Here is a 13,359-nt window from a genome sequence, read left to right on the forward strand (position 1 = left end):
TACGCTCTACTCCGGGGTACCAGAGCGGGAATAACGGGTATCAGTCAGAACGGCGCCGGGCACTCGAAGCGCAGGCGTTTGCCGCTCTGCGGGTGGGTCAGGCTGAGCATGCTGGCGTGCAGGCACAGGCGCGGGTAGGCGGCCAGGGCCTGTTCGTGGGCATAGAGGCCGTCACCGAGCAGCGGGTGACCGATGGACAGCATGTGTACGCGTAACTGGTGCGAGCGGCCGGTGATCGGGGTCAGTTCGACGCGGCTGTGCTCGGCATGGCGCTCGAGTACGCGCCAGAAGGTCAGGGCGTGCTTGCCCTGTTCGTGGTCGACGACATGGCGAGGCTTGGTCGGCGGGTCGTAGCGCAGTGGCAGGTCGATGCTGCCGCTTTCGCCTTCGGGCGAGCCCCAGCAAAGCGCGGTGTAGGCTTTTTCCGTTTCGCGGTCGTGGAACTGTCGGGACAGCTCGCGGTGGCTGTCGGCATCACGGGCGAGGACGATCAGGCCGGAGGTTTCCCAATCCAGGCGGTGCACGATGCGCGCTTCGGGGTAGCCGTTTTCCTGCAGGCGGGTGACCAGGCAGTCCTTGTTGTCTTCGGCACGACCAGGCACCGAGAGCAGCAGGGTGGGCTTGTTGATCACCAGCAGGGCGGCATCCTGATGGACGATTTCGATTTGGCTGAGCGGCATGGGCGTGTACAGATTCTGTAGGAGCGGATTCATCCGCGATGCGCTTGGCCCGTAGGAACTCGCGGATAAATCCGCTCCCACAGGCAGGCTCGTGACAGCAAAATGGCGGCCACCAGGGCCGCCATCTCGTTCAGGCTTCGTTGCCGGTTCGTTTAACGATCCGGCAGAGTGATGTTCAACTCCAGAATCGAACAGCTGCCCTGGTTTTCCAGTGCGACCTGAACCTGATCGGAGTCGATGTTGACGTACTTGCGGATCACTTCGACCAGTTCCTGCTGCAGAGCAGGCAGGTAATCGGGTTGAGTGCGCTGGCCACGTTCGTGGGCAACGATGATCTGCAGGCGCTCTTTGGCGATGGAGGCAGTGGCTTCCTTCTTACGCGAACGCAAGAAGTCAAAAATATTCATTCGCGACCTCCAAATAGACGTTGCAGGAAGCCCTGCTTCTTCACATCAAGGAAACGGTGTGCCACTTCCTTGCCGAGCAGACGATCCACGGCATCGCTGTAAGCCTGGCCGGCGTCGCTCTGGTCGTCGAGAATGACCGGCACGCCCTGGTTGGACGCCTTGAGCACGGCCTGGGACTCCGGGATCACGCCGAGCAGGCGGATGGCGAGGATTTCCTCGACGTCTTCCACGCCGAGCATTTCACCGCGGGTCACCCGCTCCGGGTTGTAGCGGGTCAGCAGCAGGTGTTCCTTGATCGGGTCACCGCCCTGTTCGGCGCGACGGGATTTGCTGGCCAAGAGGCCCAGCATGCGGTCGGAGTCACGTACCGATGATACTTCCGGGTTGGTCACCACGATGGCTTCGTCAGCGAAGTACATGGCCAGGTGAGCGCCTTTCTCGATACCGGCCGGCGAGTCGCAGACCACGTATTCGAAATTTTCGCGCAGTTCGTTGATGACCTTCTCGACGCCTTCCTGAGTCAGGGCGTCCTTGTCACGGGTCTGGCTGGCGGCCAGCACGTAGAGGTTCTCGAGGCGTTTGTCTTTGATCAGGGCCTGGGTGAGGGTGGCTTCGCCGTTGACGACGTTGACGAAGTCGTAAACCACGCGGCGTTCGCAGCCCATGATCAGGTCGAGGTTACGCAGGCCGACGTCGAAGTCGACGATGACGGTCTTGTGGCCGCGCAGGGCGAGGCCGGTACCGATGGCAGCGCTGGTGGTGGTTTTACCGACGCCACCTTTGCCGGATGTGACTACGAGGATCTTGGCCAAGGTGATTCACCCTAAAAATGAATAAGAAGCAGGAACCTGCCAGCGACTGGCGGTCTGTCGAAAAGATCGGTAGCGGGCTCTGGTACGGCTCGATTGGCGGGAAAAGCGCTTCGCTTCAGGCGCCGGGAGATGCCAGATGGCCATGTGCTGATGATCGTTTTGACAGTCCGCCTGAAGGCTTCCAGGTGCCCTTTGTGTCCGTTAAAAGTGGCGGCAGTATCCGTTAAAGACGGGTTATGTTCAACACATCCCCCGACAGGCCGACCTGTACCGCGCGCCCCCAGTTCGGGTCACGGCGCAGGTCTTCGGCGACCTTGTACTGGCCGGCGATGGAGAGCAGTTCGGCACCCATCTGCTGACAGAAAATCCGCGCCTGACGATTGCCCTTGACCCCGGCCAGAGCGCGGCCGCGCATCGGGGCGTAAACATGGATGTTGCCATCGGCGAGAAGTTCCGCGCCGGCACTGACCGGGGCCAGCACCACCAGATCACAGCCCTGGGCGTAGATCTGCTGGCCGCCGCGCACTGGCGTGGTGACCACGCGGGTCGGCTTGACCTCGGGCTCGACAGGCTTGGGCGCCTCCACCGGTTTCGGTGCCGGGTCGATGACCCGCTCGCGGGCGCCGGAAGGCGGCAGCACCGGCAGATCCAGCGCATTGGCGGCGGCGATGTCCTCTTCGCGGCTGGCGCGCACGGCCAGGGTACGCAGGCCGTGCTTGCGGCACAGGGTCATCAGCTCACCGAGATCGAGGTTGCCTTCATCCTTCGGCAATTTGTCGAGCGCCAACACCAGCGGGGTGTTGCTGAAAAAGTTCGGCGCCTGGGCGACTTTCTCCGCCAGTTGCAGATCGAGGCGGGCGAGGTCGTTGTGCGCCAGTTCCATCACGGTGATGGCCAGCATGCTGCCTTTGAGCTGGAACACGGGGTCTTGGTCGAGGAGATCAGCTTGGCTCATGGTCTGCCTGATGCGGCCTTGGAAAAGTAGCGGGACTTATAACGAGAACGGCGGCGAGGCTCAAGGGTAAATGCTGCGAGCCGGGCTTCCTGCTAACGCTTGCCTGGAAACAGAGGGCGCCGTTAAGGTGCCCGAGTAGTGCACCGATTGGGTTGACGATCGGTGTTGAAGTGTTCAGTAAAACCCGCTTGCGGGTAGGGCGGTTGGTCGGTGAGTCGGTTGGTGGTTATTTCCGGATGCTCTGGCGGGGGCAAATCCACGCTGCTGCAGGAGCTGAAAAAGCGAGGTCATAGGGTGATCGAGGAGCCTGGGCGGCGCGTGATCCAGGCCGGCGGTGCCACGCCTTGGGACGATCTTCCGGCATTTCTGCTGCAGGCGATCGCGCTCGCAGAGGACGATTACCTGGCCCACGCTGACAGGGCTGGCTGGACCTTCTGTGATCGCAGCCTGATCGACGCCGCCAGTGCGCTGCAAGCTCTTACTGGCAAGCCTTGTCTCGGCCCGCTTTGCTCTACATATCGATACCATGATCAGGTTTTCATGGTACCTCCGTGGCCAGCTATCTATAGCAATGATGCCGAGCGCCGCCATGATTTCGCGGCCGCTACCGAGGAGTATCAGCGCCTGCTGCGTGATTATCCGGCAATGGGTTATCAGGTTCGCGTGTTGCCCATGGATGAGGTGCCGGCACGTGCCGATTTCCTGATAGCCGCGCTGAACGGCGAAAACGGGCAGTTAGACGCATGAGTCGATTTGACGTGAGCATCAGTCAGGTCGAGCAGGCGGATATAACCGAGGTTATCGATTTCGTAATGGCCTCCCGCGCGCAAATCTTCCCCATGCTCGATGCAACGGTGCTGCCGGCGGATCTGCAGCATTTCGAGCGGGTCTACCTGAGCGGTGAGGATGGCCGTTTCTGGCTGGCGCGCAGCGAAGGTGAAATAGTCGCTGCCATTGGCTATCTGCCCTATGACCATCGTTTCGCGCAGCTCGACTACGCCGGGCGCCGAACCGTGGAGATCGTGAGGCTGTTCGTGGCGCCGCAATTTCGCCGTTTCGGTCTGGCCAAGGCACTGTACGAGCGGCTGCGCGAGCATGCCGCTGCTGCCGGCGTGCAGGTGCTCTACCTGCATACCCATCCGTTCCTGCGGGGCGCTATCCGCTTCTGGGAGCGGCAGGGCTTCGTTGTGGTGGATGTCGAAGCCGATCCGCTGTGGCAGACGACGCATATGCAATTTCTACTGCCCGACTTGAGCTAGAGTCACCGCCAGTCAGTCTCGGGAATCTGTTCGATGGACAAGCTGCTGGCTTTGAAGGCCCTGGTCGAAACCGTGCGCAGTGGTGGCTTTTCTGCTGCTGGGCGGTCACTGGGCATGGCGACGTCTTCGGTGACGCGCCTGGTCAGCGGCCTGGAGGCGGAGCTGCAAAGCGTGCTGCTCAACCGCAGTACTCGCCAGGTCAGCGTCACCGAGGCCGGGCGCGCTTACTTCGAACGGGCGGTGGCCATTCTCGAAGCGCTTGAGGAGGCCGATGCGGCCGTCTGCGACGGTGGTAGTCAGGCGCGCGGGCGGCTGAATGTCAGCGTGCCGGTAGAGTTCGGTCGGCGAATCATCGCGCCGCATCTTGGCCGGCTGTTCGAACGCCATCCCGAGCTGGACTTGAACCTGCGGCTCAGCGATGAGGTGATCGATCTACTCGGCGAGCGGGTGGACGTTGCGGTTCGCCTCGGCAGCGCGGTGTTGAGCGAAGATGTGGTCAGCCTGAGAGTCGGCGAGTTTCGCCGCTGGCTGGTGGCCAGCCCGGATTATCTGGCGCGCAGCCTGCCGGTCAGTGAGCCCCAGTCTTTGCTCGCTCATGATTGCCTGCGGTTCGATTTCGGTGCCCCCGGGCAGCGCTGGCAGTTCAGCGCGGCAGGTGAGGTCGAGCAGGTGGCGGTGCGTGGGCCTTTGCAAAGCAACAATGGCGATGTACTGCGTGAAGCGGCGCTGGCGGGGCAGGGCATCGCGCTGCTGGCCGACTGGCTGGTTCAGGACGACGTCGCCGCTGGCCGGCTGATTCGCCTCTTGGATCAGCATGAGGTAGCGCCCGGTTCGATGAGCGGCGCCATCAGCGTGCTGTATCTGCCCAATCAGCGCGGGTCGCGACGGGTTGCTGCGTTCGTTGCGTTTTTGCGTGAGCTGCTCGAAGGCTGAGCCGGGCGTTCGAATCTGCGCAACGCTGCGTTGCGCTGGATACGGATTCTCTGCAGCGGCGAGGCGCCGTAACGTTGCGTCACCAGATGCCGCCAGCCAGATGCTGGTGACGCCATGGCATTGCCGGGCATCCCACCCGTTCCCCATTCCGACGATCCGCGCCTGTGTACGCCGATTCATCGCGAGGTAACCATGAACACATCCACTTCCCGCGAACACCACAGCCTGCCGCCTGCGCTGGTGCTGCTGTTCGCCTTCTGCTGCGGCGCCATCGTCGCCAATCTCTATTACGCCCAGCCGATCATCGAGCTGATCGCTCCGGCCGTGGGCCTGTCGATGCACAAGGCCAGCCTGATCGTTTCCCTGACCCAGGTCGGTTATGCGGTGGGGCTGTTGTTTCTGGTGCCGCTTGCCGACCTGCTGGAAAACCGTCGGCTGATGCTGCTGACCACCCTGGCCGCGATGGTTTGCCTGTTGGCCGCGGGCTTCTCGTCATCGCCGGGCCTGTTTCTCGGCCTGTCGCTGCTGGTCGGTCTGAGTTCGGTATCGGTGCAGATGCTGATTCCCCTGGCGGCCCATCTGGCGCCGGAGGCAACTCGGGGGCGCGTGGTGGGCAACATCATGGCCGGGCTGCTGTTGGGCATTCTGCTGGCGCGCCCGGTCGCGAGCCTGATCGCCGAGTACTTTGGCTGGCGTGCGGTGTACTTTTGCGCGGCAGCGATGATGCTTGGCATCGTGGTAGTGATCGCCACCACCATTCCCCGTCATGCGCCGGACAATCGTGGCCATTACGGGCAATTGCTGTTGTCACTCTTCGGCCTGCTGCGCCGCTACCCGACGCTGCGTCAGCGGGCGCTCTACCAAGGGCTGATGTTCGCCTCGTTCAGCCTGTTCTGGACGCTGGCTCCCCTCGAACTGGTGCGCCATTACGGGTTCAGCCAGAGCCAGGTCGCGCTGTTCGCCCTGGTAGGTGCCATCGGCGCGATCGCCGCACCACTCGCGGGCCGCCTGGCCGATGCCGGTCATACTCGGCGTGCAACCCTGGTGGCGTTGATTCTCGCCCCGCTGTCTTTCGCGCTGACCCTGGCCAGCCCATTGGCAGGGGTGATCGGCCTGGTGCTGTGTGCCGTGCTGCTGGACTTCGCCGTGCAACTGAACATGGTGTTGGGCCAGCGCGAGGTCTATGCCCTGGAGCAGAACAGCCGGGCGCGGCTCAATGCCCTGTACATGACCAGCATCTTCGTGGGCGGCGCCACGGGGTCGGCCATCGCCAGCCCTATCTACGAAAGCTTTGGCTGGCAGGGCGCCGCGCTGATCGGCGGCGCGTTCCCGGCCCTGGCGCTGCTGTTGGCCCTGTGGAATGGGCGCCAGGCCGCTGCGTTGGAGCAGAGTGTGCTGTCCGGCAAGTAACAGTGTGATTCAGAGCTGCGAGGTACGCACCACGCAGTCCGCACGCTCACGCAAGCGCGGGTTCAGCGCAGTGCCCAGGCCGGCGCCCGTTGGCGGCAGAATGAAACCGTTCTGCACATCGGGCAGGGTGGTCACCAGATCCTGATAGAAGCCGGCCAGGTAGGCGCGCACCACTTCCTGGAAGATCGCGTTGGGGCTCGACAGGCCCAGGTGCAGCGAGGCCATCAGCACCACCGGCCCGGTGCAGTCGTGGGGGGCGATGGGTTTCTGGTAGGCCTCGGCCAGGGCGGCGACTTTCTTGGCCTCGCTGATACCGCCGCACCAGGACAGATCCAGCATCACGTAGTCCAGCGCATCGGCGGCCAGCAGGTCGCGGAACGAACTGCGCGTCGCCAGGGTTTCGCTGCCGCACACCGGCAGGCCGCTGAGGCGGCGGTAATCGGCCAGGCCCTGCACGGAGTCCATCTTGATCGGGTCTTCGGACCAGAAGATGTTGTAGTCCTTCAGTTCACGGGCGATGGCCAGCGCCGTGGTGGTGTTCCACAAAGAATGGAATTCGCACATCAGTTCGATGCGGTCACCGACCGCGTTGCGGATTTTCTCGAAGGGCTCAAGGCCCTTTTTTATATCCGCCGAGCTGATGTACTGGCCGCCGCTGGCCATGGCGAAGGCATCGAAGGGCCAGATCTTCATGGCGCTAAAACCGTCTTCGATCAGGCTCAGGGCCAGCTCGTCGGGGCATTCGATAAAGGCGACCTGGTCGTCGTAGCGCTCGCTGACCCTGGCCTCGCCCTTGGCGATGGTGCGACGCTGTTCGCCGCCGGTGTTGAAGTTGCCACCGGCGCAGGTGTTATAGGCGCGCATGCTGTCGTGGGCGAGACCGCCGAGCAGCTGATAGATGGGCTGGTTCACCGCCTGGCCGAAGATGTCCCAGAGGGCGATATCCAGCGCCGAGGCCGCGCGGGTTTCCACGCCGGAACCGTTGAAGCCGAGGTAGCCGCGCAGCAGGGTCTTGCTGTGCCGTTCGATCTGCAACGGATCCTTGCCCAGCAGCATGCTAGCGGAGATCGAGTGGATGTAGGCTTCCACGGCCTCCGAACCGCGAAAGGTCTCGCCAAGGCCGACCTGGCCGTCATCGGTATGCACCTCGACCCAGATCAGGTTGGGCAGGCTCTTCAGGCGGGTAGTTTCGATTCTGGTAATTTTCATGACCTGTCCTCAACCCTCGCCGTAGACGACGTTATGCAGCTTCTCGCCGTTTTTCAGGCGCTCGATATTGGCGGCGATGAAGGCGTAGCGGCGTTCGAACAGACCATGAGTCCAGCCGGAGATGTGCGGCGTGCAGAAGGCGTTGGGCAGCTCCTCGAAGCGGTGCCGGGCCGGCGCCACGCTGTCGCTGCTGCCTGCCGGGTAGGCGTACCAGACGTCGAGAAACGCCTTGGCGATCTGCTTGTCGACCAGGGCTTGATAGAGTGCGTCTTCGTCTACCACCGCGGCACGGGCGATATTGATCAGCACGGCGTCCTCGCGCATGGCCTGGAACTGCGCTGCAGCGAACGAGCCACGGGTTGCATCGTTGAGCGGACACGACAGAACCACGTAGTCGGCGCGGGGCAGGATTTCGTTGATCTGCGATGGCGTATAAGCCTCGTTGCACGGGCCCTTCAACTGGCCGTTAAGGGCGCGGGAGGAAAGGGCGATGACCTTCAGCCCGAAGGCCTGGGCACGCACCGCTACGGCCTGGCCGATGCGGCCGAAACCGGCGATCAGCACGGTTTTGCCATACAGCTCGCCGCGTGGCTTGCGGCCCAGATAGGCGGATGAGAAACGCTCGCTGTCGAAGCTGGCGCGGGCTGCGGCCAGGCCCACTTCATGTTCGAGCATGCTCGCCAGCGCATATTCGGCCATGGGAATTTCGTGTTCGAACACGTTGCAGGCCATGCTGCCTTCGGGCATCACTGAAAAGTCGATGCCATCGAGGCCGGCACCCGGTACATGGAGCAGGCGAAAGCGCGGCACTTCGGCCTTGTTCGGGCGTTTGAAGCGCATGGCCACGAGCACATCGGCACCGTCGATCTGCTCATCCCACTCCGGGGATTCATGGGCTTCCCGCGGCAGGGCCACGTAGTTGGCCTCGAAGTCCAGCTCGGCAGCGATTTCGTCCCGGTGGGTGGCGGCTTCGCCGATCATGACGATCTTCATGCGTACTTCTCCTGTATTGCGGTCATGCCTGTGCCAGCCTTGTTTTGCAGGCCGGCAAGTGACGGTTCTTGTTCGAAAGGGCTGCAAATCAATTTTATGGTAGCGCAACCATTTTGCAGCCCACCGTAGTGCATGACGGTCAAAGCTGACAAGAAAATTTTTCTGCGGAGCAGGGCCAAAGAGTAGGGGAAGCCCTCTGCCATGGGGCTCTCGAGCGCTGTTGCGCCTAGCGGGTGCTGTCCCGGTCGATCAGCGTGTAGCCGATATCCCGTTGCACAACCTCATCGGCGTTACCCAGCAAGCGGTCGAGCAGGGCGCTGGCGGCGGCATCGCCCATGGCCTTGCCGTCGATCTTCACGGTCGACAGCGCTGGATGGGTATGGGCCGCGAAGTTCATGTCGCCAAAGCCCATCACCGCCACTTCATCGGGGACGCGAATGCCCTGCGCCAGCGCTTCGGTAAGTACGCCGTGGGCGAGGGTGTCCGAGCTGCAGACCACCACCAGCGGCCGTGCCGGGCTGGCGAGCAGTTTGCGCAGCCCGGCGCGGCCATGCTCCAGCGTCGGCACGCCTTCGATGCGCTCGCTCGGCACCTCGTGTATGCCGTTGGCCCGCAGCTCATCGACGAAGGCTTTGATGCGGCGCTGGCCGCGTGGATCGTTGACCGCCAGGGTGGCGAAGTCGCCGTAGCCCTTGCCGAGCAGATGGCGGGCCACATCGCGGCCGATGTCTTCGTGGGAGAAGCCCACCAGCATGTCGATGGGGTCGCTGCTCAGATCCCAGGTTTCTACCACAGGAACGCCCACCGCGCGCAGTCGGCGGCGGCTGGCTTCGGTGTGCAGGGTGCCGGTGAGGATGATGCCGTCGGGCCGGCGGCTAAGGATCACTTCGAGCAGTTCCTGCTCCTGGTCAGGCTGGTAGCCGGACATGCCCAGCAGCACCTGGTAACCGGATTTACTCAGGCGGTCGGCGATGGCCTGGAAGGTGTCGGAAAAGATCGGGTTGGTGAGGATCGGCACGATCACCGCGACCAGATGGCTGCGGTTGCTGGCCAGGGCGCCGGCGACCAGATTGCGCACGTAGCCGGTGTCTTCGATGGCCTTGCGCACCTTGAGCAGGGTCGCCTTTTTGACGTGATCCGGGTTGTTGAGTGCCCGTGACACGGTCATCGGTGCCACACCCGCTGCCTTGGCCACGTCGATCAGGGTTGTCCCGTTGGTCGACCTGCCGCTGTGTCCTGCTCCCTTGACCGCCATAACGCTCCCACTTTGATTGTCGGGGTCATCCTAACAGCGCTGAGGTGCCTGGGTCATGCCGTGATCGCTTTTTGCCAGCTTGGCGGCCCGCAGCGTTCGCCGACCATCTTCCGTTGGCCGATGTGCCGGCTGTTGAGGAACCAGCCCGATTCACCGCGGTCTTTCAGCAGTCGGCCAAACCGGGCGAAAGGCATGGCGTTGCGCCAGTTACGCGACCTTGCCGAGCCCCACAACAATTCATCTGGCTGACGTTAGCGCGCTGCGTCGCATTGTGTTCCACCGCCGAGTGAAGATCGTTTTTATGTCCCTAGCCCGCCCGTTTTCCGCATCCTTTTCCCTGCCGCAGCTTCGCGTGCTCGGGGCTTCACTACTCTCCGGTTTGCTGCTTGTTGCGGCGCCGGCTCATGCTCAACAGGCCAGCGCCGACGTGCGCTGGGTCAGCGACAGTTTGAATACCTACGTGCGCAGCGGCCCGACCGATGGCTACCGTATTGTCGGCACGCTTAGTTCAGGTGTACGCGTGCAGTTGCTGCGTACTCAGGGCGATTACAGCCAGGTTCGCGGCGAGAATGGCGATGCCGTCTGGATCGCCAACCGCGACCTGCAGGAGGTTCCCGGCCAGGCTGAGCGGCTGCCAGCGCTTGAGCAGAAGGTGACCGAACTGAGCACCGAACTCGAAGGCATCAACGACACCTGGAAAACCCGCGTGCAAGGCATGCAGGAGACCCTGGATTCGCGCAAGACCCTGATCGACGAGCTAGAGGCCAGCCGTAGCGCTCTGGATATCGAGTTGAACCAGTCCCGTGCAGAGCTGCGCGAGGCCCAGGCGCAGTTGGGTAGCGAGCAGAAGCAGGTGTTGATGCGCTACATGATTTACGGCGGCAGTATCGCGGGCGCTGGTTTGTTGATGGGGTTGATCCTGCCGACGATGTTCCGGGTGCGTCGCAAGCGTAACGATCAGTGGGTCTGAATCGATAGGTCAAGCCGCCCTGGGTATCGCTCTGCGCAACCCAGGCTACGGGACAGGTTCGCGCATCAGTGCATGTCTGCGGCCACCGCTGCTCGAATCGCCTCCAGCAGCATCATGCAGGCCGGATTGTCATTGTTGCTGCGCCAGGTCAGGTGCAGCTCGCTCTGAATGCCGTCGCCCAGGTCGATCTCGCGGAACGTCACGTCCTTGAACACCACGTTGGTGGCGCAGCGCGGCACCAGGGCCAGGCCCATGCCGGCGTTGACCAGTGCCAGGATGGTCAGCGACGAACCCAGCCACTGTACGTATTCCGGAGCCACGCCGGCCGAGCGGAACATGCCGGTCAGCAGTTCGTTGAACGGCGGATAGGCCGCGTGGGAGTACATCAGAAAGGGCGCGCCATCGAGATCCTTGACCCTTAGCTGATCAGCCGTGGCCAGTGGATGCTGGCTCGGGATGGCCAGCACGAAAGGCTCACGCACCAGGCATTCATTCTCGTAACCCGCCTGCAGCAGCGGCTGGCGCACGATGCCCAGGTCGATACGCCGGGTGCGCAGCGCTTCGTGCTGCTGGTGGGTGTTCATCTCGCTCAGGGAAATCTTCACCTGGGGCTGATTGAGCCGCGCCTCGGCGATCACCCGTGGCAGGAACTCATACACCGCACTGCCAACGAAGCTGATGCTCACCGAGCCGATATCGCCTGCCGCGAAGCGTCGTGCCGAGGCGGCTGCCTGATGGGCGCGTTCCAGCAAGTGCTGAGCTTCGATGAAAAACGCCCGGCCAGCGGCGGTGAGCGCGACGCTGCGCGTGCTGCGGGTGAACAGCTCGACGCCAAGGCTGTGCTCCAGCAACTGGATTTGCCGACTGAGTGGCGGCTGGGTCATGTTCAGTCGTTCGGCGGCGCGGCGAAAGTTGAGTTCGGTGGCGACGGTGGTGAAGCAGCGCAGCTGGGCAAGCTCGAACATTGATCTAATCCAGGTATCAATCGAATACCAATCTAGATTAGACGGGATCAATGCCCGCGTACATGATCGGCGCATCCCACAAAAACAATGATCGGGAGTCGCCCCAATTGAATAACGTCCAGAGTTCCGCCGACCCGCAGGTTGTCGCCCGCGCGGTCTCGAAAGTGAAACGCCACGTGCTGCCGCTGTTCGTGGTCATGTTCATCGTCAACTACATCGACCGGGTGAACATCGGCTTCGTCCGCAGCCACCTGGAAACCGATCTGGGTATCGGTGCCGCCGCTTATGGTTTGGGCGCCGGCCTGTTCTTCATCGGCTACGCGATGTTCGAAGTACCGTCGAACATGCTCCTGCAGCGCTACGGCGCCAAGGTGTGGCTGACCCGCATCATGTTCACCTGGGGCATCGTCGCCACCGCGATGGCTTTTGTGCCCAACGAAACCTGGTTCTATATCCTGCGCTTCCTGCTCGGCGTCGCCGAGGCCGGTTTCTTCCCGGGCGTGGTGTATTACTTCACCAAGTGGCTGCCCGCCGGTGAGCGTGGCAAGGCCATGGCCATCTTCCTCAGTGGCTCGGCCATCGCGTCGATCCTCTCCGGCCCGCTGTCCGGTCTGCTCCTGCAAATCGAAGGCCTGGGCATGAAAGGCTGGCAGTGGATGTTCTTCATCGAGGGCATGTTCTCGGTAGTGCTCTGCGGTTTCGTCTGGTTCTGGTTGGATTCGCTGCCCAAGGACGCCAAATGGCTGACCCGTGAAGAGAGCCAGGCGCTGACCGATTGCATCGACGAAGAACAGCGTCAGCGCCAACTGGCGGCGGGGGAGACCGGCGCGGTCAAGCACTCGGTGTTCAAGCTGCTGCGCGACCCGCAGATCATGCTGTTCTGTTTCCTGTATTTCTCGATCTCGCTGACCATCTACGGCTGCACCTTCTGGCTGCCGAGCATCATCCGCTCCATGGGTGGGCTGGATGATATGCAGGTCGGCCTGTTCAACTCGGTACCGTGGATCATCTCGGTGGTCGCAATGTACGCCTTCGCCAGCCTGGCAGCGCGCTACAAGTGGCAACAGGCATGGGCCTCGGCCGCGTTCGTGATCGCCGCGTTCGGGCTGTTCATGTCCACCACTGGCGGGCCGATCTTCTCCTTTATTGCCATCTGCTTCGCGGCCATCGGCTTCAAGGCGGCGTCCTCGCTGTTCTGGCCGATTCCCCAGGCGTACCTGGATGCGCGCATCGCAGCAGCAGTTATTGCCCTGATCAACTCGGTGGGCAGCCTGGGCGGCTTCGTGGCCCCGGCCACTTTCGGTTACCTCGAAGAGCACACCGGCTCCATCGAAGGCGGCCTGATCGGTCTGGCCGTGGTTTCGCTGATCGCCGGCATCCTGGTGTTCATGACCAAGACCAGCAAAAGCGCCAAAGGCAGCGGCAACGGTGTCAGCCCGAAACCGGCGGTATCGCCAGCTTGAGAAAAGTCCAGGCGCCGGCACAACCGGCGCAGTAATCCTGCAAGATTC

The 13,359-nt window shown here is 62.8% G+C and carries 16 protein-coding genes; 6 read left to right on the forward strand and 10 right to left on the reverse strand.

The genetic code is table 11. The features are described from left to right. Window positions 1-44 precede the first annotated feature (44 nt). From K5Q02_RS14100 to minC, 4 genes are all read right to left on the reverse strand, one after another. The gene (locus tag K5Q02_RS14100; RefSeq protein WP_225839685.1) at window positions 45-680 is read right to left on the reverse strand and encodes an RluA family pseudouridine synthase; all 636 of its coding nucleotides are present in this window, start codon (window positions 678-680) and stop codon (window positions 45-47) included. A gap of 152 nt (window positions 681-832) precedes the next feature. Next, window positions 833-1,087, reverse strand: a complete 255-nt coding sequence (minE, locus tag K5Q02_RS14105) for a cell division topological specificity factor MinE (RefSeq protein ID WP_070883881.1) — start codon at window positions 1,085-1,087, stop codon at window positions 833-835. After that, window positions 1,084-1,899 carry a septum site-determining protein MinD gene (gene minD / locus K5Q02_RS14110; RefSeq protein ID WP_042552783.1) on the reverse strand — a complete coding sequence of 272 codons (816 nt, stop codon included), beginning with the start codon at window positions 1,897-1,899 and terminating at the stop codon, window positions 1,084-1,086. Before minD ends, minE begins: the two co-directional genes overlap by 4 nt. Before the next feature lie 223 nt (window positions 1,900-2,122). Next, on the reverse strand, window positions 2,123-2,854 hold the full coding sequence (gene minC / locus K5Q02_RS14115; protein WP_225831504.1) for a septum site-determining protein MinC: 732 nt from the start codon (window positions 2,852-2,854) through the stop codon (window positions 2,123-2,125). 222 nt (window positions 2,855-3,076) lie between these two features. On the opposite strand from minC, the gene K5Q02_RS14120 reads away from it, so the two are divergent. The 4 genes from K5Q02_RS14120 to K5Q02_RS14135 all read left to right on the forward strand — a co-directional run bounded on the left by K5Q02_RS14120 (window position 3,077) and on the right by K5Q02_RS14135 (window position 6,456). Next, window positions 3,077-3,601: an AAA family ATPase gene (locus K5Q02_RS14120; RefSeq protein ID WP_225839687.1), complete on the forward strand. Its 525-nt coding sequence runs from the start codon at window positions 3,077-3,079 to the stop codon at window positions 3,599-3,601. After that, window positions 3,598-4,113 (forward strand): GNAT family N-acetyltransferase, encoded by a 516-nt coding sequence (locus K5Q02_RS14125; protein WP_225831507.1) that lies wholly within the window; start codon window positions 3,598-3,600, stop codon window positions 4,111-4,113. The genes K5Q02_RS14120 and K5Q02_RS14125 overlap by 4 nt, the downstream gene beginning before the upstream one ends. Window positions 4,114-4,146: 33 nt before the next feature. Further along, window positions 4,147-5,046, forward strand: a complete 900-nt coding sequence (locus K5Q02_RS14130; RefSeq protein ID WP_225831509.1) for a LysR family transcriptional regulator — start codon at window positions 4,147-4,149, stop codon at window positions 5,044-5,046. Window positions 5,047-5,238: 192 nt separating this feature from the next. After that, on the forward strand, window positions 5,239-6,456 hold the full coding sequence (locus K5Q02_RS14135; RefSeq protein WP_225831512.1) for an MFS transporter: 1,218 nt from the start codon (window positions 5,239-5,241) through the stop codon (window positions 6,454-6,456). Between the two features lie 9 nt (window positions 6,457-6,465). On the opposite strand, the gene K5Q02_RS14140 is transcribed toward K5Q02_RS14135, so the two are convergent. From K5Q02_RS14140 to K5Q02_RS14160, 5 genes are read right to left on the reverse strand one after another with little or no spacing between them, the layout of a single operon-like run. Further along, the gene (locus tag K5Q02_RS14140; RefSeq protein WP_225831514.1) at window positions 6,466-7,665 is read right to left on the reverse strand and encodes a mandelate racemase/muconate lactonizing enzyme family protein; all 1,200 of its coding nucleotides are present in this window, start codon (window positions 7,663-7,665) and stop codon (window positions 6,466-6,468) included. 9 nt (window positions 7,666-7,674) lie between these two features. Continuing rightward, on the reverse strand, window positions 7,675-8,658 hold the full coding sequence (locus tag K5Q02_RS14145; RefSeq protein WP_225831516.1) for a 2-hydroxyacid dehydrogenase: 984 nt from the start codon (window positions 8,656-8,658) through the stop codon (window positions 7,675-7,677). Next, complete coding sequence (locus K5Q02_RS14150; protein ID WP_225831518.1) at window positions 8,655-8,861, reverse strand: hypothetical protein; 207 nt, start codon at window positions 8,859-8,861, stop codon at window positions 8,655-8,657. The genes K5Q02_RS14145 and K5Q02_RS14150 overlap by 4 nt, the downstream gene beginning before the upstream one ends. A gap of 23 nt (window positions 8,862-8,884) precedes the next feature. After that, window positions 8,885-9,913, reverse strand: a complete 1,029-nt coding sequence (locus tag K5Q02_RS14155) for a LacI family DNA-binding transcriptional regulator (RefSeq protein WP_225831520.1) — start codon at window positions 9,911-9,913, stop codon at window positions 8,885-8,887. 53 nt (window positions 9,914-9,966) lie between these two features. Beyond that, complete coding sequence (locus K5Q02_RS14160; RefSeq protein WP_225831522.1) at window positions 9,967-10,107, reverse strand: hypothetical protein; 141 nt, start codon at window positions 10,105-10,107, stop codon at window positions 9,967-9,969. A 107-nt stretch (window positions 10,108-10,214) separates the two neighbouring features. On the opposite strand from K5Q02_RS14160, the gene K5Q02_RS14165 reads away from it, so the two are divergent. Then, on the forward strand, window positions 10,215-10,883 hold the full coding sequence (locus tag K5Q02_RS14165) for a TIGR04211 family SH3 domain-containing protein (RefSeq protein WP_225831524.1): 669 nt from the start codon (window positions 10,215-10,217) through the stop codon (window positions 10,881-10,883). A gap of 65 nt (window positions 10,884-10,948) precedes the next feature. Here K5Q02_RS14165 and K5Q02_RS14170 read toward each other — a convergent pair whose 3' ends face one another. Continuing rightward, window positions 10,949-11,848 (reverse strand): LysR substrate-binding domain-containing protein, encoded by a 900-nt coding sequence (locus K5Q02_RS14170; protein WP_225831526.1) that lies wholly within the window; start codon window positions 11,846-11,848, stop codon window positions 10,949-10,951. Between the two features lie 107 nt (window positions 11,849-11,955). On the opposite strand from K5Q02_RS14170, the gene K5Q02_RS14175 reads away from it, so the two are divergent. Next, window positions 11,956-13,311: an MFS transporter gene (locus K5Q02_RS14175; protein WP_225831528.1), complete on the forward strand. Its 1,356-nt coding sequence runs from the start codon at window positions 11,956-11,958 to the stop codon at window positions 13,309-13,311. Window positions 13,312-13,359 lie beyond the last annotated feature (48 nt).

The organism is Pseudomonas sp. MM211 (assembly GCF_020386635.1).
Taxonomy (GTDB): Bacteria; Pseudomonadota; Gammaproteobacteria; order Pseudomonadales; family Pseudomonadaceae; genus Aquipseudomonas.

Bases quoted from the DNA above. Each gene is read 5' to 3' on its own strand.
- K5Q02_RS14100 (WP_225839685.1), bottom strand. From the start codon at position 680: ATGCCGCTCAGCCAAATCGAAATCGTCCATCAGGATGCCGCCCTGCTG.
- minE (WP_070883881.1), bottom strand. From the start codon at position 1,087: ATGAATATTTTTGACTTCTTGCGTTCGCGTAAGAAGGAAGCCACTGCC.
- minC (WP_225831504.1), bottom strand. From the start codon at position 2,854: ATGAGCCAAGCTGATCTCCTCGACCAAGACCCCGTGTTCCAGCTCAAA.
- K5Q02_RS14125 (WP_225831507.1), top strand. From the start codon at position 3,598: ATGAGTCGATTTGACGTGAGCATCAGTCAGGTCGAGCAGGCGGATATA.
- K5Q02_RS14130 (WP_225831509.1), top strand. From the start codon at position 4,147: ATGGACAAGCTGCTGGCTTTGAAGGCCCTGGTCGAAACCGTGCGCAGT.
- K5Q02_RS14135 (WP_225831512.1), top strand. From the start codon at position 5,239: ATGAACACATCCACTTCCCGCGAACACCACAGCCTGCCGCCTGCGCTG.
- K5Q02_RS14140 (WP_225831514.1), bottom strand. From the start codon at position 7,665: ATGAAAATTACCAGAATCGAAACTACCCGCCTGAAGAGCCTGCCCAAC.
- K5Q02_RS14145 (WP_225831516.1), bottom strand. From the start codon at position 8,658: ATGAAGATCGTCATGATCGGCGAAGCCGCCACCCACCGGGACGAAATC.
- K5Q02_RS14150 (WP_225831518.1), bottom strand. From the start codon at position 8,861: ATGGCAGAGGGCTTCCCCTACTCTTTGGCCCTGCTCCGCAGAAAAATT.
- K5Q02_RS14155 (WP_225831520.1), bottom strand. From the start codon at position 9,913: ATGGCGGTCAAGGGAGCAGGACACAGCGGCAGGTCGACCAACGGGACA.
- K5Q02_RS14160 (WP_225831522.1), bottom strand. From the start codon at position 10,107: ATGCCTTTCGCCCGGTTTGGCCGACTGCTGAAAGACCGCGGTGAATCG.
- K5Q02_RS14165 (WP_225831524.1), top strand. From the start codon at position 10,215: ATGTCCCTAGCCCGCCCGTTTTCCGCATCCTTTTCCCTGCCGCAGCTT.
- K5Q02_RS14170 (WP_225831526.1), bottom strand. From the start codon at position 11,848: ATGTTCGAGCTTGCCCAGCTGCGCTGCTTCACCACCGTCGCCACCGAA.